Raw genomic sequence first — 18,225 nt, 5'->3', positions numbered from 1 at the left:
GGCCTTCAATGATTCATTCGAAAACCATAACCTTGTGTGCAGATGATTTTGGCTTAGACTCCGGGGTTTCAGAAGGAATTCTTAAATTAATAAGCATGGGACGGTTGTCTGCTGTTAGTTGCATGGTGAATATGCCCGGTTTTATTTCTTATGCAAAACAACTTCTTGCTTTAAAAAAAAGCAAGCACATCAAAATTGGCTTACATTTCAATCTAACCGAAGGTTATTTAACCTCAATTCCGGGACAATCGAGCTTTACTTTAGCTGAATTGTTAATAAAAACACATATGCGCTCAGTGAAACTATCGTTCATTGCCAAAGAATTTTTAGCTCAATTGGAACAATTTACTAAAATCATGCAACAACCCCCTGATTTTATTGATGGCCACCAGCATGTTCATCAATTTCCTGTGATACGGAAAGTGGTGTTAGATCTTTATACTCAAGAATTGCGAAATTATGGGACTTATATTCGTTCCACTTGGCCTGCTATTAATCTGCCCCAATATCGATTTAAAGCGAAAGTGCTTCGATTTACTGGAGGAAAGGCCTTAACGAAACAATGCATTAAATTAAACATCCCACATAATCAGTATTTTTCAGGAATTTATGATTTTGCACCCAATACAAACTATAGAGAATTATTCAGAAATTGGATGCTTTTCGCGAAGAACAATACTTTGTTTATGTGTCACCCAGGCGAAAGTTTAAATAATTCCGATCCTATCGCTTTAGCGCGGATTAAAGAATTTAATTATTTTTCAAGTAATGATTTTTTAAAAGATTGCGAGGAGTTTCATATTCAGTTAGAGCAAGATGAACCTCTTGTGTATTCCTAAAGCAATTCAAGGTTAAATTTACTCGTTTACTCTTTTTATGTATGATCTTTTTAGACAATTATACTCTATTTGGAAAAAGGAAGAACCTTTGAATGACGTGTTTTGGATCTCTTGCGGGGCGATCATGGGTGCGAATTTACGTTATCTCGTGAGTCGTTTTTCCGTTAGATATTTATCAGCAGATATTCCTTTTGGAACCTTCATTGTTAATCTTACTGGAAGCTTCATTTTAGGCTTTTTTCTTGCTTGGACTTTAGAACGAGTGGAAGTCGATCCTCGATGGCGCTCCTTTGTAGCGGTTGGGTTTTGTGGTGCTTATACAACTTTTTCTAGTTACAGCTATGAAACCTATGTACTGATTGAACAAAGTGATTACGCACTTGCTGCGCTAAATTTTATTTGCAATAATCTTTTTTCATTATTGGCTGTGGTTGCGGGCATAGCGCTCGCTCGGGCAATCTAGTATGAATCATGTAAGCGTTTCTATCTATATTAATGAAGCAGATAAATGGCAACATCGTCCTTTGCACCTTGAGCTATTAAGCATGCTGGATCAGCACGAAATTGCAGGGGGAACAGTTTTACGCGCAATAGCTGGATTCACCCTTAAAAATCCTGTTGTTTCGACCTCATTGGTTGACATAGGAAGTAAGCTTCCCCTGATGGTGCAATTCATCGATACCGTCGAAAAGGTGGATGCCATTCTACCTAAAGTGAAAGAAATGGTGGGACATCGTCTTATCATTCGCGAGCCTGTTGAAGTAGTTCAGGGGATTCTCGCTGCTCCCTTTGAAAATCCATGAGCTCCAAAATCCTATAAAAAAGATAACTTTCGAGTTCTCTTCATTTCTACTAGGTGTCCACGTATAAATTGCTTGTAAAAATCTATTTATATACTATAATTATCTATAAATAGAGGGTTATGATATGAACCATTTACATTTGGCACCTTTTACCTCTCAGGATTTAACTGAAGATGTGCTGAAACGCAATACTCAGAATGTAGTTGCACTCTTTAAACATTGGCAATTGAAAAATGAAGAAGAATGTGAACTATTAGGAGGAATTAGTCCCGCGCAACTTGCCAAATTTAAAAAAGGTACTGCGCACATATCGGGCAGAGACACAATCGAGCGGGTAGGAAATCTCTTGGGAATCCACAAAAACTTGAGAATTCTTTATCCATACAATCGAGAAGTAGTCTATCAATGGATAAAAGGAAGAAATCAGAAACTTCACAATCTTCGCCCTTTGGACCTTATGCTGGAGCAAGGTTATATTGGAATTGCTCAAATAAGACGACTTACGGATTTTATGCGGGGGCAGTAGCGTGTCTTTGTTTGATACAGTCAGGGACTATTCACAAGATGTTTTTAGAAATATAAGGGGCATCAAGGTATCTCAAGATTTATTTGATGATCTCAGTGATGATCCAGTAAATTGGGATGCAGCCAATACCATAGAAAGTTATACTCATCCTGACTTAACCCACCAATCGTTAATTCAACGCGCATTTGACTACAGCAAGAATGATTTTATTGATTATCCATTTGAAAAAATAACCAGCTCCCGTTACAGCGACGGTACCATTGCGTGTTGGTATGGCTCAGAAACATTGAAAACGACGGTATATGAAACCAACTATCATTTTATTCAAGAAATAAAGGATTCCTGGGAAATTTTTCAAACCCAAGATATGATCATCATCGATAGAAGGGTGGCAAAGGTTTATTGCCAGGGACTAGGGCTTGATCTAACAGGAAAAAAAGAAGAGTTTCCTTGGCTTGTTGATTCGGATAATTATACTCAATGCCAAGAAACGGGTAGACGGGTAGCTCAAGAAGGACATCCTTTATTAATTGTTCCCTCTGCTCGTCATGTACAAGGAATTAATCTTGTCGTGTTTAATCCCAATTTACTTTCGAACCCTAGAGAGTATTGCAGACTACAATATGTTTTCGATGTAAAAAAGAGAACAATACAATGCATTCGAGGCGAAGAGGATATTATACTGAAACAAAGTGAGGTGGAAATTTGATTGGCTAGGTCAATTAGATGCAAGCTATCTCTTGATTCTACCTGTGTCCTCGAGTACTACTTTATAATCTGACGGCAAGCCCAAACTCTTGAAATGATGAAGCTGTAAACGGAAACACATCCCAAGACGAGAAATAAAGCAAACAGGTAATTTAAGGTGGTGTAACGTAGAAGTAAGAAATAAAGCATTTCATTAATTAGTCCTGCAGAAACAGCTACTAGAAAAAAATGCGGAAGGCTCAAGATTTTTTCATCATGCAATTGCGCAAAGGTTAAATATTTGTGTCCTAAGAAGCTGACATTGAAAGCAATTAAAAAAGCAAAAATGTTGGCTATTAGGGCCTGCACATGCATAAATTTCACTAAATTGAACACAGTAAAGAGGTGGATTAATGCAGCAGACCCACCAATACCTATAAAATAAATTAGTCTATACCTTAATTTTAATGGGGTTGTCATCAAAACTGGATTCCTCATCAATAACGTAATGGGGCCGGTGTTTGACTTCATCAAAAACTCGACCGATGTATTCACCCACTACCCCTAAAGCAAACAATTGTAAACCTCCAAAAAAAGTAATTGTAGTGACTATAGTGGCCCAACCCGGGGTTTCTATGCCAAAAATCATGGTACTGATAATAATCCACACGCCATAGAGTATGGCCAGGGTAGCAACGCTAATTCCACCAATAGCAATCATTCTTAAGGGGAATGCAGTAAAGGATGTAATTCCGGTGATGGCCAAATCCAAGAGCGAGTAAAAGTTCCATTGTGAAGTACCTGTTTTACGAGGTTGGACCTCAAAAGGAATGGCAATTTGTTTAAACCCCACCCAACTGTATAATCCTTTCATGAAACGATTTCGTTCAGGTAATTTTTGGAGTGCTTTTACGATCTTCCGATCCAGCAGTCTAAAATCCCCAGCATTTGCAGGGATGTTGATCCGGTTTATCCGTGAGGTAAATTGATAAAATGCCTTTGCGCACGTTCTTTTTAACCAGGATTCATCGGAACGATTTTGCCGGACGGCATAAACCATATCATAGCCTTCTTCCCATTTGGCAAGAAATTGACTTAAAAGTTCAAGGGGATGTTGGAAATCAGCATCTACTAGGATAACGGCGTCACCTTGGGCGTGATCAAGGCCTGCACTTATGGCATTTTCTTTCCCAAAATTTCGACTAAAACGGATGCAGCGAAGCACAAATTGAGATCTTAACTGCTGAATAATCAACGGGGTATTGTCCTGACTTCCATCATCCACAATAAGTATTTCATAAGCATATCCAAGTTTTTGCAAGGTATCAGTCAATGCAGCAATGAATTCGGCTATTCCTGCTTCTTCATTGTAGACTGGGACAACGCAGGAAACACGTTTTTTATGAGGTACTGATATGGACATTTTTGGGTTTAATAAGTACGGGAATGCAGTAAAGCGTCTATATTAACCCGAATCGAAAATTCTCGTAAGTGGATTTAAATTTTTTTTCTTCTTCTAAACAGAAACTGGTACTATGACATCCTGTTTTTTGCTTCAAGTGTTATGGACAAAATATGAAGTATACTGATTTTGATGTGGTATGGAAAAATAAGAGTGGCCCCATTTTCCTAGATAGTAAAGTGGCTAAATTTTTATTTAAACAAAAAGAAGGGGTAACTTTTCTACCTTCCTTGTTTAATAGTTCAATTTCAGAAAAATCGTCAAAATTAAGCCTTTTTTCGAGTGCAGCCCAATTTACTTTTAGTCATAATATAGTCCGATCAGGTGCCAATCAATGGCATATTATTGATAATACTCACAAGGGGAAAGGTGGGTTTGGCTCAGTAAATGAATCAAAATTTAAAATTGTTGTCACTCATGACTCCAAAAAAAAGGGATATTATGCCCAACTCATCCCTGTAAACGATGTCGTCAAAATACAACTGCCTAACGAGGATACACCCTATGCTGAACTTTTGTCGCGGACTTTAAAGGAAGCAGCACGGCAAAAAAAGCATGGTGTGAATGTTGTGGGTGTTGTTGGGGCAGGAGATAAAGTGCTTACAATCCTTGAAGATTGTGGGACCAGTCTTGATAAGCTATTACCTTTTACTCCTAGCTATAATTATCCGTTTCAATTCCGGTTGGAAGTGGCTGCACGCATAGCGAGTGAAAAACTTTTGTTGCAACAAAAAAATGTGGTGCATCGCGATCTTAAGCCCGCAAACATCTGCTATAAAAAATTAGAGAAGGGACAATTTCATATTATTTTTATTGATTTTGGATTAGCTGAAGACATCGACTCAAAGAATAATCTAAGACGATCAGGAACTCTGGCTTATATGGCTCCCGAGGTCATTCTAGGCCAGGGTAGTACTTATCAATCGGATATGTATGCTTTAGCAGCAATTTTTGGCGAAATTTTTGGCGCAAAGGAAATTTTAAAATTTAAGGAATTAGCATTAGATCTGAGAGATTTAGCTCGAGCCCCCTATTGTTTTGATGGTTTATTTACAGGTTATGATGTATCCAAAATTGATCCTCATCTTTTAGCAGATATTAAAACCTTACTGAGTCATCTACAAAGTGGAATCCCTGAAGAGCGTCCGACAATCGAACAAGTTAATAAATTTTTAATTACTCTGCCCGCAAGGATGGATGCTTATGAAGATTTCAATAATAAATGGGCACTCATGTCGCAACATTTTGCAGAATTTGAGGCCTATCATCAACGTATGAATTTATTAAAATCAAAGCATTCTTTACTCCCATTTAGGAATAATCAATTAAATGAAGAGAATTTATTGAGTCATGGATTTAATCGGGGAATGCTTCAGAAAAGACAGGCAATTTATAAAGAAATTTCAAAATTTGCTTTACCCCGTTCTCACTATGAATTGTCAAAAACATTGATAAAGGAAAATCGTAGAGCAGATTTTGAGGATGAAGATAATCCTTACCCTAATGTAGAAACAGTAATTCGGATGCTGCAACAGGAAAATTTGAAATTTAAAAACGCAATAGCTAGTTTTAATGAATGCGCCAAGGTGATAGTGAATGGGAACCAATTAACAAGAAAATTTATGAATACGAACAGCACCGGAATGAGAAAAATTGGGCGTATTTTAAGTTCATCCTTATCTCCTTTAGAGCAATTGGAACAATTACATCAAATTGGTCAAGCAAAAACGACAGCCGGATTCTTTTACTTCTTTAGCCATTCGAAAATTTTGGGTAAAGGCCGGCATAAGAACATGGAGAAACTGTACGAAAAGTTGGCTCAGATCGACCCGGAAAAAGAGCAAGATGAGTATTTTGCCAAAACTCAATTAGAGGAAATTACTCAATTTATTCAAACTACGGCAACATTTACGCATTAATTTTATAGGAGCCTAGTGCAGCGAGTCCGGTTACGAAAAGAAATGTGAAATAATAATTATAATCCACACAACAAGGGCATTAATAATTGTGACGAACACAGCAGCAGAGCCTAAATCTTTGGCTTTTTTTGTTAATGGATTCCAGGAGCTATCAATTCGATCCAAGGTTGCTTCGATAGCTGAATTCAATAATTCAGCTATGATAACGAGGAGTAAGGTACTGATTAATAAAGCCCGCTCAATGGAGGTTTTTCCTATAAAAATGGCAACGGGTAAAGCGATGATGCCAGCCAAAATTTCAAGGCGAAATGCAAATTCGTCTTGAAAGGCAGCTTTTAATCCATAATAAGAATAACCGCTGGCTTCTTTTAATTTCCGAATTGCTTTGACTGTGAATTTGGCCATTCCATTAGTCCTACGAAACTTTGTTTAACTTTCTTAGTTTGTCTGAGATTACTGTACTTTTCAAATAGATATTCCATAATAAATTACCCTTAAGGGTATTTATACAGTTCTCAATCAGTTCAGTCTTCATTTAGGGGTGTGGTATGGGGGAAAATTGTTACACAAGTTTGGTCGATTTACTTGAAAAAAAAGTAGAAAAAAATCCGGATTTTCCACTCTATACATTCATTCACAGAAAAATAAAGGAAACTAGGAGCCTCACCTATCGTGAGTTAGCGGAACAGGCAAAAAAAATAGCAAGCGTTTTGCACGAAGTAACCTCTCCAGGTGATCGTGTCTTACTTATTTATCCTCCCGGGCTAGAGTTTATTTCTGCTTTTTTTGGTTGTTTGTATGCAGGGACTATTGCCGTACCCTCTTATCCACCCTCTACAAAAGATTGGGCGGAGAAATCCCAACGTATTATTCAGAATTCAGGTGCACATGTAATTTTGACCACCAAAGAACTTATGCTGCATATCCAAAAATTAAGTTTAAAATATAATGAATATTCGGCGGTTCAATTCATCACAACAGAAGATTGGATTAATACCCCGGAGAACTGGAGTGCGCCTTTTCTTACTCAACATCATATTGCTTTTTTACAATACACCTCAGGCTCTACTGGAACACCAAAAGGGGTTATGGTGAGTCATGGTAATTTGCTGCATAATTTATTTGTAATCGAAAAAGCGAATCAGCTCACCGAAGAAGATATAAGCGTGTCCTGGTTACCTCATTATCATGATATGGGACTCATTGGGGGGATCTTACAGCCAGTTTTTAGCACGATTCCTGTAAAACTAATGTCACCCTTGACCTTTTTGCAGCGTCCAGCGATTTGGTTAGAAATAATCACCTATTATCAAGCCACAGCTACGGTCGCTCCCAATTTCGCTTACGATTTATGTACGTATAGAGTGACTGAAGAAGAAAAAGAACATTTGGATTTAAGTAGCTTGCAGTGTGCAATGAGTGGAGCAGAACCTATTCGCAAGGCAACCATTGAACGTTTTACAAACCGTTTTGAATCATGTGGGTTTTCGCCAAAGGTTTTTTATCCTTGCTATGGACTCGCTGAGTCGACATTGATGGTCACCGGAGGAAATCGCCAACAGGGAATAAGCTACCAATGGGTAGATAAGAAGACCCTTGAGCAGGGGGAGGTGCTTTATTGCGATGAATCCCATCCTGATGCCCGCAGTTTGATTAATTGTGGACAGCCCTTTGACAGTTGTTATCTTGCTATTGTAAACCCTGAAACCTTGCAGGAGTGTGGGCCACGGATGGTTGGAGAAATATGGGTGGCAGGTCAAAGTGTTACGCAGGGATATTGGCAATTAACTCAAGATACACAACACGCTTTTAATGCGCGTCTTAAAAGTAAAGACTTTCCTTTTTTACGCACAGGAGATTTAGGTTATTTGGATGAGGGATCACTTTATGTAACGGGTCGTTTGAATGATCTCGTGATTATTCGGGGTCGTAATTATTATCCGCATGATTTGGAAGATTCTATCCATGCATGCCATCCTCAGCTGCAGGAGTATGGTTGTGCCATTTTTTCCATAGAAGAACAGGATCGTGAATTATTGGTCATCGTTCAAGAAATTAGACAGGATGTTGAGAGGCTGGATTCAGAGGAAATAATTAAAACCATACGGAGCAATCTGCTGCAAACACATGGAATCGATGCTGACATTGTAGTTCTTGTGGCGCGTAAATCAGTTCCTAAAACAACCAGCGGAAAAACCCAACGTTTATTATGTAAGAAAAAATATCTCCAAGGGGATTTAGATATTATCTGCATCGATAAGAGTGCAAATAATGAAGCAGGGGAACCCATAAAGATCCTTCATGCAGAAGCTGTAGAGATTGCTCAGATACTCCAACCTATTTTTAATAAAAAGATTGCAGTTTTAGATAAAGATAAAAAGTTAAGCGAAATGGGGCTCAGTTCACTGAAACTGAGCGAGTTACACTACACCCTCTCCACAAGCATTGATGCAGAGCTATCCATTGAATTTCTACTCAAGGATCCAAGCTTGGGTGAAATTATGGATTTATTCACAGGTAAAACCAAAGAGCAACAGCTAACAAAAGAGAATCCAATTGATTTGGCTGCTGAGTTTAATCGATATAAAAACATCACCACCCATATTACCTCACTCCCCAAGGCTATTCCTCAACATGCTTTATTAACCGGAGCTACCGGTTTCTTAGGCGCTTATTTACTTCGCGAGCTTTTATCCCATACGGACTGGCGGATTACCTGTCTTGTTCAGGCCAATTCGCACGCCTTAGGAGTCAGCAGAGTCGTAAAAAATATGGAATACTATGGGATATGGAATCCAGCTTATCATGAGCGAATTAAAGTTGTTTTAGGCAATTTGGAAAAATCCAATTTGGGTGTTTCAAAGCATGATTGGTACTACTTGGCGGATACGGTCGATCTTATTTTTCATGGAGCCGCGGTACTTAATTTTATCTATCCTTATCAAAAAATGGCACCGAGCAATGTCTTCGGAACCAAACAACTCATTGATCTAGCTGGATACAGACAGTGCAAAGCACTGCATTATATTTCCACCGTAGGCTATTTTATGTCTGCTGACTTAAAGAATGATAGGGTAATTAGCGAGCGGACAGAACTTACACCGCAAGAGGGAATTTATGGGGGGTATAATCAAACCAAGTGGTTGGCAGAACAATTAGTATTTCATGCCCGAACCTATAACATTCCCACTGTGGTCTACAGACCGAGTCTAATTACTGGAGACCCTCATACCGGTAATTGGAATCAGGACGATATAGTTTGTCGTATTCTTAAAGGCTGTATTGAATCGGAAGCTCGCCCCCTATTGGATGTTGGATTCAATTTTGTTCCTGTCGATTACGTCGCCAAAGCAATTACTCGTTTGGCTATAGAAAAACCCCAGCAATCCGATACATATCATTTAATCAATCCACAGGAAGTCAGTGTAGATCAGTTATTTGAATATGTACGAGCCAAGGGCTTTAAAATAAAGGATCTCACATATCCTAACTGGAAACGAATGATAAAAGAGCAAAGTCAACTCTCTTCCTCCCTCTCTCCATTGCGTCCCTTTTTTACAGAAAAAGTATTGGATAAAGACAATTCATTGTTTGATTTATATCTTCACAATAATAAAGCGAAAATTGATTGTACTTATACAAAAACTCAGTTAGCTCATTATGACATTTATTGTGACAAAATAGATAAAACAGTATTCAATCAATATCTTAATTATTTGATTCAATGTGGTTATTTAACTCAATTAACTGAGGATGCTTTGGTCTAGAAGACCTATGTTAAGCCTTGTACTGATTCTAATAGCCTATGTGCTATATTTTTACAGGAATGAATGATTAGGAAAAAGCATGCAATGCATCCACTACATCACATCACTTCCTGTTGATGGAATTGATGTTAGTGAACGTGTCACAGACTATGGATTTGGTTTATATGAGACCATGGGAGCTCGCCCAAGCCAAGAAGATGCGGCTTTTGCATGTTGGTATGCTCCAAACCATTTTAATTCACTTACCCCCCAAGATATAGGTCGCCGTTTATGGACCAGTTATCATTTAATTAACATTTTAGGCCGTAATGTGATGTATGGAGGAACCACGGCGTCGACGACCGTGTATGATGGCCATGGGACCTTAATCACCGCAACCTTAGCGGATTCCCTCTCTTTTGCAGTGATTTACAATGTCTGGGATAAGTTAGCAGGTGTGGTACGGTTAAATAGTATCATTCATCACCCCGAGGTAGAGTTAGAGCGGATTCAAAGAGCGGGAGGCGTGGTCTTTTTCGATAGGATCAATGGTCAATTGGCGGTATCTCGAGCGCTAGGTGATTTTGATTTCAATGCGGAGGTAGTTTGTGCTGATGCCCATATCGACGTCAATCCTCTTGATAAAATTCATTCATCCCTGGGCATTTCTCCAGAACAGGTAGGAACGATGCAAATAATTACAACCTGCGATGGTTTTACAGAACCTTTAGCATTCCAGACCCAAAAAGAACAGGAACAATGGCTTTTTAATTGCTTAAACGAAATACCATTGGCAAATAAACTGGAAGAACACCAATTAGCAAAAATGCTTGTGAATAAAGCACTCGAAGAAGGATCTCGAGACAATATTTCAATTGCGATCCAGACGCTTTCGACTTCGCGCCCTTTTTTAATAGGGATCTATGACGGTCATGGAGGAAAGGGAGCCTCCCAGTTCACCGCGAAGAACATAGGTTCTGTGTTTGATTATCAGTGTTCTTTAACTCAAGAAGCCTACGTTCAGCAATCTCTAAGTGCGGAGAAGAACTTCATTACTTATTATCGGGATAATAAAGATTGGCAATGGTATGAATCTTTAGCTGAGGCTGTTCAACTAGAGAGAGAAGCTGAACTATCCAAATCCGCAGGAATTCGTGCCCAAATGCATTTATTGAGAGTTAAAACTAAAGAATATCTCGCTACGATGGAGGCAAGAAATAATGAATCTTCGGCACTTTTGAGCGCAGAAGTTCAAAATTTTTATGAGTGCATAAATACATTATGTAACCGCTATGTTGATTTGACGCTTAGCAAAGATGAGTTGCAAGAGTGTGTGAACTACATTCTTAATAGTAGTATGAGTCGATTTGAATGGACTAAATATTCATTTTTATCGTTAAATTTTAAAGAATGTAGGAACAATGCAGAAACAATTAAACGCAATTATTTATTGAAGCCAGTACTAGCACGCTTAACCACGGCCTTTGCCTCTATTTTTCATGTGAGTTAAATTCAGAACTTTTATACCCAGATTATCAGAAGCATCTCAAGATTGTGTTATTATTGCATTTTACGATTTTAGGGAGAATATTGTGCAAGAGTTTGTATCTATAAGTGTATTGATTATGTTAGCTGCAATTTCTCCGGGACCTGATTTTGCTTTAGTTACGAAAAATTCTTTACTTTACTCCAGAAGAGCAGGCGTTTATACCGCCTTTGGGGTTTCAGTGAGTCTTTTAATTCATGCGGGCTACTGTATTTTGGGATTGGCTCTAGTCATTTCTCAGTCATTACTTGCTTTTAGTATTATCAAATACTTGGGGGCGGCTTATTTGATATATATTGGTATCAAAAGCTTATTAGCGAAGGGTGACATGGAACAATTGGAAGTCAGCCATTCACCCTACTCCATTACAGGGTTACAAGCGTTTAATCAAGGTTTGTTGTGCAATCTGTTAAATCCAAAAGCCATTATGTTTTTACTGGCATTTTTTACTTTGGTAGTGAAGCCTGTTCATTCGGTTTTTACGGAGTTCGGTTATGCGGTTGAAATTGCTTTAATTCACATGATTTGGTTTTCTTGCCTCTCTTATATGTTTACCCATCAGTATGTCAAAACGAACCTGAATCGATTGCAATATTACATCGTGAAAATTATGGGAGGCTTACTCGTTGCTTTTGGTATCCGGATTGCCAGTTTAAGTCAAGCAGCGATGCTGCCAGTAGTCTTAGCGGAGTAGGAGTGAACGTCTAGGACTTTGAATTCCCCTACGGATTACTTTTAAATGCCTCATAATTAACCAACTTGTGGTCAATCTGCAAAAAATAAATTTCTATTGAAGACTTTCTTAAATAGGACCAATGTTTTGTAAAAGAGAAATTTTTTAATCAGAACTAAGTAAACAACCTGTATTTTGAACTAATATGATACTAAGTGAGTACTGATTTTTACGGTGCTTCATTATGGACATGAAGGATAGTTTGGACTGTAACAAGCGCATGCCATTAATCTTTATTGGTCATGGGTGTCCTATGAATGCAATTCAAACCAATAAATTTACATTGAACTTGCAGGCATTGGGGAACAAAATTCCACAACCTAAGGCAATCGTTTGTGTTTCAGCTCATTGGGTAACGGAAGGCACTTGGGTAACACATATGGAATATCCCCGAACGATTCATGATTTTTATTGTTTCCCCAAAAAGCTTTTTAATATGAACTACCCCGCAGCAGGTTCTCTCGAAACAGCAGAACTCATTAAAACTGTAGTAAGTCAAACTTCAATTAAACTAGATGACAACCAATGGGGATTGGATCACGGAACTTGGTCGGTGATGCGACATATATACCCCAAGGCAAATATTCCTATTGTCCAGCTTAGTCTAGACATCGAACAAACGGAAGAATTTCATTATCAAATAGGAAAGCAATTACAACAACTTAGAGAACAAAATATTCTTATCGTCGGTAGCGGTAATTTAGTACATAATCTTTCCAAGATCAGTTGGGAGTGCAAATCCAAACCTTATGATTGGGCAGTTGAGTTTGACCAATGGCTCAAAGATAAATTAGTATCCCGAGATTTCCCTGCATTAATTTCTGATTATCGTGATACTCTTTCAGGGAGGTTGAGCGTTCCTACTCCTGAACACTATTATCCATTGTTTTATATTTTAGGTGCTGCACATCATGAAGATGAACTGGTTTTCATTTATGAAGGAATTGAGAATAGTTCTATTTCAATGCGCTCATTTCTTTTCGGATAAAATTAAAATAATAAAGACTTAACTTTTTGATCTAATTAACAAATAATAAATAACCTGTCTTAAAAGGAATTAATTATGCAAGCTCTTATGGATAAACCACATATTCAATTAGCGATCATGTCTCGATGGTATGTTGTATCACGCGCATTACATGCGGTATCTAAATTAGGCATAGCAAATCATCTGGCTTCAGGACCAAAAAAAATCGACGAGCTGGCGCACGTCACAGAAACAAAGTCCGAATTGCTTGAGAGGGTATTAAAGTTTTTATGCAGTTATGATTTATTTAATTACGACAATGGTTTTTATTCATTGACTGAATTATCCAAACCTCTGCGTGATGAGGATCCTCATTCCATGCGAGATGTATTGGGCATGGTTGATGATACTTGGTGGCAAGCATTCTCTCAATTAGATGTCTCCCTCAAAACAGGAATACCTGCCTTTGAACTGCAACATGGTGATGATTTTTTTAGTTTTCTTAGTAAAAATGCAGAGAAACAGCAAAATTTTGATAGAGGGATGGCTAAATTATCTTCATATGATGATGTGGCAATAAGCAATGCCTACCATTTTGATGTTTTTTCGAGCTTTGTGGACATGGGAGGTGGTCGGGGAGGACTTGTAAAAGCAATTACCCATCGATATCCTCAGTTAAAGGCTATTCTTTTTGATACCCCCTCTGTGATTTGCCAATTGGATCCTAAGGCCTTTTCCAAACAAATAACCCTTCAAGAAGGTGACTTTTTTGCAGCCATCCCACAAGCAGATGCTTATATTTTCAAAGGCGTTTTGCACGATTTTAATGATGAAATGATGCATAAAATATTAAAAAACTGCGCCCAACAAATGTCCCAAAATGCGACTTTATTTATTGTAGAACAAGTAATGCCTGATGACGATAGACCTCATCCTAATAAAACGATGGATATTGTGATGATGGTATTACTAGGCGGTAGACAACGGACTTTGTCGGAGTGGCAACAATCAATTGAACCAGCGGGATTTATTTTTAAAAACAGTTATCCAACCAATAGTTTATTCACTTTAATGGAGTTTAAACCTAAGATCACTAAGTAAAATCTTCCTGCTTGGTGAAGCGAGCGGAATCAGGGTTAAAAGCACCAGTTCCCGGGGTTCCGCTTGGCTTCCTTAATTAGGATGCAAAATCGAACAAAAAACATTATGTGGGTCATAAAGTTCTTTTAATTTAATCCAATCAGTATATCGTTCAGCAAAATGATTTTGCCAAAATTCTTGATCTGGAGCGGCGCCCAAATATCCGGAAAGATAACGCTTTCCACCTTGGGGCAAAAAAAGCGCGTCCAAGTATTTGATGGTTTCTAAACAACTTGGAATCAATGAATTAGGCAAGCCTGGGTTGAGGATCATTAAAGCAAAAATATCTTTATCTTTAGGGAGTTGCAAAAAACCAGCTGGCGCAAGAGGGGCTATGCGCGCAAGATGTACCACAGTGGCATAATGTAAAGGTAACAAGGCCAATAGCTCTTCCAGATTATTTAATTGTGAGCCGGGTATGAAACATTCATACCACGGATGTTGCAAATCCCATTGCCCAGTTATTTTCATTGCATTAAAACGTGAATCATGGCGATGCAAATAAGAGTGAATGGACTCCTCTTGAGTATGGAGTAAGCGCCAAGGCTTTAATCCTAACTCACGAAAATCGGGTGGCAGCTGGTCGTACTCGACTGCTACGTGAATGGAATAAAACCATTGAGCAAAAGGGGCCCGACCTTTTGCCGATAATTTTGCACCTTGTATTGCTGGGGTACAAAATGATTCGACATAGTCTGCTCTGGTTTGACACACAAGTAGATCATTAAGCCACTCATCCTTATCTAAATAAATTAAGAAGTAAGTTCTGACGTTTTTTAAACATGGTCTTAATGAAATACATGCTTTGGTAATCAAACCAAACCTTCCTTGTCCTCCTAAACAGGCCTGCATTAACGAAGAGGGTTGTTCTGTTTGAATCAACTCGCCATTTCCTTGCACTATTTCGAGTGCTTTGACATGGGCTGTTACGCTACCGTATTTGAATGAAGATGCACCGATTCCGCCAGCAGAGAGTACGCCCCCCACGGTTAAATTACAATTATGTGGAACTACATGAGGTATCAGAGAGTGTTTTAACGTATTATCCAATAATGAAGCCCATGACACATTTGCTTCCACCCAGATGGAATTTGAGTCTGCTGGTGAAGCATGAGTGAAATGTTTCGTACTAAGAAGCATACCACCTGGCATCGCGAGCGATTGTCCGCTTTGACTCATTCCATTGCCTCGGAGGGTAATAGGAAGTTGATGTTCATGTACATATTGTACGAATGATTGTGCTTCTGCGGTGGTATGGGGTTCAAAAGCGGCAATTGGATTTGAATGAATCAATCTACCAAAATCTTCACGAAAAAAAACAAGCGAATGCTCATCGCTGAGCATTGCTTGTCCAAACTTTTTTTTACACTGCTTTATGTGAAATGAGTTCCACTGGTTCTTTGTTTGCAGCATCTTGATGATTCCTTTGTTTTGCAAGTTCGAGTCTTCGATTACAAGCAATAATCAAGCCATCGAACATCTTGTTAAATGCATCGTAGCATCGATCAATCATTTTTAGTGCTTCGCGACGAATATGAAGGGGTACTTGTCTTGAAAACAAAGACCGCTCCATTTCTTCTTCAAACAAAGCATGAGCCATTTCTACTTCTAAGTGTGAGGTGGAGAAATATTTGAGATTTTTATCTTCCCCTGTTTTTTTCACTTGTTTGGAAACTTTTTCAAAGAACACATGCCCTGATGATTCAATCGTTAAGAGGAGAACAATATTTAGAATTTCATCATTCGCTTTATAAACTTCGGCTAAAATAGCGTATGCTGCATCGCGAGTTAATTGAGTTTCTTTACTGTAGAGCCAACTTACGTCATTCGTATCATTTACTGAATCGATATTCACGGCACCCATGTATTTCTTATCATGTAGGAACCATTTTTCATGGCCTGCGTCTTCCAGTCTGTGGTGGCGAGCGACTTTTCGTAAGTAAGGATCGGTTACTCGTTCTTCATTTATTCTTAAAATATCCTGGAACGTCATCGCCCAAAAGGTTAATTCAGGAACAAAGTAGCTCAATTCTTTCAAACTTTTCAGTTGTTCTAATATTTCAAAAAAAGGATGATTCATGAATTCTTGTTGTTTGGAATCAATATAATCTTGTATGATTTTCATAGCCATCTCCATGAGAAATTTGTTGGACATTTTTAACAATGCATTTCGCATACCAACTTTTGTTCTCATGTTTGCTCAAAAACCTATGAAAAAGGTCGTTTTTACCCCTTTTTCAAGAAGGACAACTTAAGGCTGCCAATCTTAATGAGCAAAAAATAAACCATGTGTCAAATTTTTGACAAAGCAATCCCTTGAATTTTTTAGCTATTTAAAAATCCAAATCAATTATGCCAATTTTTTGTCATATTGTTTTAATTCTTTCTCTACTTTTTCCCAGTCAATCTCTTCAATTCGCTCCACGTTATCACATATTTTATTTAAAAATACCGCTTGTAATTCCCCATGTGCTTGCGCTTCTGCATAAGGGGTATTTGTAAACATCACTAAGACATGTTTTGAAACATAATATTCTGGATATCGATGCATTAATTCATGTTCCAGTTGTTTTTTTAAGTTAAATCTTCTGTCTCTGATATCGATTTGAATTTCGTGGAAGTTATCAAGAGACATTTGAGCTACAGCATCGGTATTAATTTTTCTTGAACGATAAAATTCAGGCATGACTTTTTGCCAATCATCATGATATTGGTCCAGAAGTTTATTTAAAATACGACAATCTTCAAACGCGCTATTCATTCCCTGTCCAAAAAAAGGGACCACCCCATGAGCCGCATCTCCAATTAGGAGGCATTGATCTTGGTGAAACCATGGATCGCATTTTATAGTACTCATATTCCCTGTGGGATGTTGGGTAAATTCTTCAATTACATGAGGCATTTCGGCATACGCATCTGGAAATGAATCTTTAAAAAAAGTATCTATTTTGAGTTCATCATCCAATTCAGCAAAACTATTCTTACCTTCATGCGGTAGGAATAGGGAGCCCGTAATGGATTTATCCAGATTTGGATTCCCTAATAATAGAAAGGCCTCTCTTGGCCAGAGGTGTAAATGTTCGTGAATAAGATGATTTTGACCAGGCTCTCCAATAGATAACTCTTTATACCCATAAGGTAAGAACATTCGCGATGCATGGACTAAATGCTTCGCCTGCAAGTGCTCACGAACACATGAACCTGCACCATCAGCGCCAATGAGAAGCTCATATTTATGTTCTAAAAAGGTGCCATTAGGTAATTTAAAGATGGCAATTTTATTCTCAACATCCATATCAATGAGTTTCGTATTGAAGTTGAGTTGCACCTTAGAAAATTTCTCCACTTCATAAATCAATAATTTATTGAGTTCATTACGTAGAATTGCATTTATAGATTCATCTTTATGTCGGCCAAACGATTGAAATTTAATTTGACCATCAGTTTCATGAATCGCACGAGCCCGCATAGGAACCATGAGTTTTTTCACTAGTGGCAAAATACCTACCCCTTCCAAGCCGGTAATGCCGCGGCAGGATAAAGCCAGGTTAATTGAGCGCCCCTCATTTGCATGCAGGCGTCTTAAATCGGGTCGTGCATCAAATAAATGGAGTCTATAACCTCTTTTAGCCAAATAAAGTGCAAGTAAGGTTCCTGCCAAACCTGAACCAATAATGGTTACTTCTTTCATTCCAGTCTCCTTTAGAACGATTGCCGCATTTAGTGAGAATAGGGTTTAATCGAGTGGACTTTAAATGATCACCCCCGTACCAATCCATTTCAGACGGCAATTACTACGACTGCTTATTTATTAATAATCAATTCACATGATAAATACCTAAAATTACATCATAATT

General features: G+C 38.2%; 17 protein-coding genes. 11 read left to right on the top strand and 6 right to left on the bottom strand.

The genetic code is table 11. The features are described from left to right. Positions 1-8: 8 nt before the first annotated feature. From ACWTE2_RS12445 to ACWTE2_RS12425, 5 genes are all read left to right on the top strand, one after another. Positions 9-839, top strand: a complete 831-nt coding sequence (locus ACWTE2_RS12445; RefSeq protein ID WP_454785590.1) for a ChbG/HpnK family deacetylase — start codon at positions 9-11, stop codon at positions 837-839. A gap of 97 nt (positions 840-936) precedes the next feature. Beyond that, complete coding sequence (gene crcB, locus ACWTE2_RS12440; RefSeq protein WP_255464402.1) at positions 937-1,302, top strand: fluoride efflux transporter CrcB; 366 nt, start codon at positions 937-939, stop codon at positions 1,300-1,302. 1 nt (position 1,303) lies between these two features. Continuing rightward, positions 1,304-1,642, top strand: a complete 339-nt coding sequence (locus ACWTE2_RS12435; protein WP_182392496.1) for a DUF190 domain-containing protein — start codon at positions 1,304-1,306, stop codon at positions 1,640-1,642. 124 nt (positions 1,643-1,766) lie between these two features. Further along, entirely contained in the window at positions 1,767-2,168 is a 402-nt protein-coding gene (locus ACWTE2_RS12430) for a hypothetical protein (RefSeq protein WP_182392497.1), read from the top strand. Between the two features lies 1 nt (position 2,169). Continuing rightward, positions 2,170-2,877, top strand: coding sequence for an RES family NAD+ phosphorylase (locus ACWTE2_RS12425; RefSeq protein WP_182392498.1), 708 nt, complete (start codon positions 2,170-2,172; stop codon positions 2,875-2,877). 56 nt (positions 2,878-2,933) lie between these two features. On the opposite strand, the gene ACWTE2_RS12420 is transcribed toward ACWTE2_RS12425, so the two are convergent. Then, positions 2,934-3,335, bottom strand: a complete 402-nt coding sequence (locus tag ACWTE2_RS12420) for a GtrA family protein (RefSeq protein WP_454785589.1) — start codon at positions 3,333-3,335, stop codon at positions 2,934-2,936. Further along, positions 3,307-4,278, bottom strand: coding sequence for a glycosyltransferase family 2 protein (locus ACWTE2_RS12415; protein WP_454785588.1), 972 nt, complete (start codon positions 4,276-4,278; stop codon positions 3,307-3,309). Before ACWTE2_RS12415 ends, ACWTE2_RS12420 begins: the two co-directional genes overlap by 29 nt. A 152-nt stretch (positions 4,279-4,430) precedes the next feature. Between ACWTE2_RS12415 and ACWTE2_RS12410 the strand changes: the two genes are divergently transcribed. Continuing rightward, entirely contained in the window at positions 4,431-6,236 is a 1,806-nt protein-coding gene (locus ACWTE2_RS12410; protein WP_454785587.1) for a protein kinase domain-containing protein, read from the top strand. Positions 6,237-6,266: 30 nt separating this feature from the next. On the opposite strand, the gene ACWTE2_RS12405 is transcribed toward ACWTE2_RS12410, so the two are convergent. Then, complete coding sequence (locus ACWTE2_RS12405) at positions 6,267-6,641, bottom strand: diacylglycerol kinase (protein WP_454785586.1); 375 nt, start codon at positions 6,639-6,641, stop codon at positions 6,267-6,269. A gap of 143 nt (positions 6,642-6,784) precedes the next feature. Between ACWTE2_RS12405 and ACWTE2_RS12400 the strand changes: the two genes are divergently transcribed. The 5 genes from ACWTE2_RS12400 to ACWTE2_RS12380 all read left to right on the top strand — a co-directional run bounded on the left by ACWTE2_RS12400 (position 6,785) and on the right by ACWTE2_RS12380 (position 14,329). Then, on the top strand, positions 6,785-10,003 hold the full coding sequence (locus ACWTE2_RS12400) for a thioester reductase domain-containing protein (RefSeq protein WP_454785585.1): 3,219 nt from the start codon (positions 6,785-6,787) through the stop codon (positions 10,001-10,003). Positions 10,004-10,082: 79 nt separating this feature from the next. Beyond that, on the top strand, positions 10,083-11,492 hold the full coding sequence (locus ACWTE2_RS12395) for a PP2C family serine/threonine-protein phosphatase (protein WP_454785584.1): 1,410 nt from the start codon (positions 10,083-10,085) through the stop codon (positions 11,490-11,492). A gap of 82 nt (positions 11,493-11,574) precedes the next feature. Then, positions 11,575-12,222 carry a LysE family transporter gene (locus tag ACWTE2_RS12390; RefSeq protein ID WP_454785583.1) on the top strand — a complete coding sequence of 216 codons (648 nt, stop codon included), beginning with the start codon at positions 11,575-11,577 and terminating at the stop codon, positions 12,220-12,222. A gap of 223 nt (positions 12,223-12,445) precedes the next feature. Further along, positions 12,446-13,249, top strand: coding sequence for a 4,5-DOPA-extradiol-dioxygenase (ygiD, locus tag ACWTE2_RS12385; RefSeq protein WP_255464306.1), 804 nt, complete (start codon positions 12,446-12,448; stop codon positions 13,247-13,249). Between the two features lie 75 nt (positions 13,250-13,324). Then, positions 13,325-14,329, top strand: coding sequence for a methyltransferase (locus ACWTE2_RS12380; RefSeq protein ID WP_454785582.1), 1,005 nt, complete (start codon positions 13,325-13,327; stop codon positions 14,327-14,329). Between the two features lie 72 nt (positions 14,330-14,401). Here the strand turns inward: ACWTE2_RS12380 and ACWTE2_RS12375 are convergent, their stop codons facing one another. The 3 genes from ACWTE2_RS12375 to ACWTE2_RS12365 all read right to left on the bottom strand — a co-directional run bounded on the left by ACWTE2_RS12375 (position 14,402) and on the right by ACWTE2_RS12365 (position 18,059). Continuing rightward, positions 14,402-15,781, bottom strand: a complete 1,380-nt coding sequence (locus ACWTE2_RS12375; protein WP_454785581.1) for an FAD-binding protein — start codon at positions 15,779-15,781, stop codon at positions 14,402-14,404. Next, positions 15,732-16,493: a hypothetical protein gene (locus tag ACWTE2_RS12370; RefSeq protein WP_182392508.1), complete on the bottom strand. Its 762-nt coding sequence runs from the start codon at positions 16,491-16,493 to the stop codon at positions 15,732-15,734. Before ACWTE2_RS12370 ends, ACWTE2_RS12375 begins: the two co-directional genes overlap by 50 nt. Positions 16,494-16,718: 225 nt before the next feature. Beyond that, a complete protein-coding gene (locus tag ACWTE2_RS12365) occupies positions 16,719-18,059 on the bottom strand; it encodes an FAD-dependent oxidoreductase (protein ID WP_454785580.1) in 1,341 nt (446 codons plus the stop codon). Positions 18,060-18,225 lie beyond the last annotated feature (166 nt).

The organism is Legionella nigrisilvae (assembly GCF_977063395.2).
Note: the sequence above shows the minus strand (reverse complement) of the source record. Positions and strands in the feature narration are given on the sequence as shown.

Bases quoted from the DNA above. Each gene is read 5' to 3' on its own strand.
- ACWTE2_RS12445 (WP_454785590.1), top strand. From the start codon at position 9: ATGATTCATTCGAAAACCATAACCTTGTGTGCAGATGATTTTGGCTTA.
- ACWTE2_RS12435 (WP_182392496.1), top strand. From the start codon at position 1,304: ATGAATCATGTAAGCGTTTCTATCTATATTAATGAAGCAGATAAATGG.
- ACWTE2_RS12430 (WP_182392497.1), top strand. From the start codon at position 1,767: ATGAACCATTTACATTTGGCACCTTTTACCTCTCAGGATTTAACTGAA.
- ACWTE2_RS12420 (WP_454785589.1), bottom strand. From the start codon at position 3,335: ATGACAACCCCATTAAAATTAAGGTATAGACTAATTTATTTTATAGGT.
- ACWTE2_RS12415 (WP_454785588.1), bottom strand. From the start codon at position 4,278: ATGTCCATATCAGTACCTCATAAAAAACGTGTTTCCTGCGTTGTCCCA.
- ACWTE2_RS12410 (WP_454785587.1), top strand. From the start codon at position 4,431: ATGAAGTATACTGATTTTGATGTGGTATGGAAAAATAAGAGTGGCCCC.
- ACWTE2_RS12405 (WP_454785586.1), bottom strand. From the start codon at position 6,641: ATGGCCAAATTCACAGTCAAAGCAATTCGGAAATTAAAAGAAGCCAGC.
- ACWTE2_RS12400 (WP_454785585.1), top strand. From the start codon at position 6,785: ATGGGGGAAAATTGTTACACAAGTTTGGTCGATTTACTTGAAAAAAAA.
- ACWTE2_RS12395 (WP_454785584.1), top strand. From the start codon at position 10,083: ATGCAATGCATCCACTACATCACATCACTTCCTGTTGATGGAATTGAT.
- ygiD (WP_255464306.1), top strand. From the start codon at position 12,446: ATGGACATGAAGGATAGTTTGGACTGTAACAAGCGCATGCCATTAATC.
- ACWTE2_RS12380 (WP_454785582.1), top strand. From the start codon at position 13,325: ATGCAAGCTCTTATGGATAAACCACATATTCAATTAGCGATCATGTCT.
- ACWTE2_RS12375 (WP_454785581.1), bottom strand. From the start codon at position 15,781: ATGCTGCAAACAAAGAACCAGTGGAACTCATTTCACATAAAGCAGTGT.
- ACWTE2_RS12370 (WP_182392508.1), bottom strand. From the start codon at position 16,493: ATGAAAATCATACAAGATTATATTGATTCCAAACAACAAGAATTCATG.
- ACWTE2_RS12365 (WP_454785580.1), bottom strand. From the start codon at position 18,059: ATGAAAGAAGTAACCATTATTGGTTCAGGTTTGGCAGGAACCTTACTT.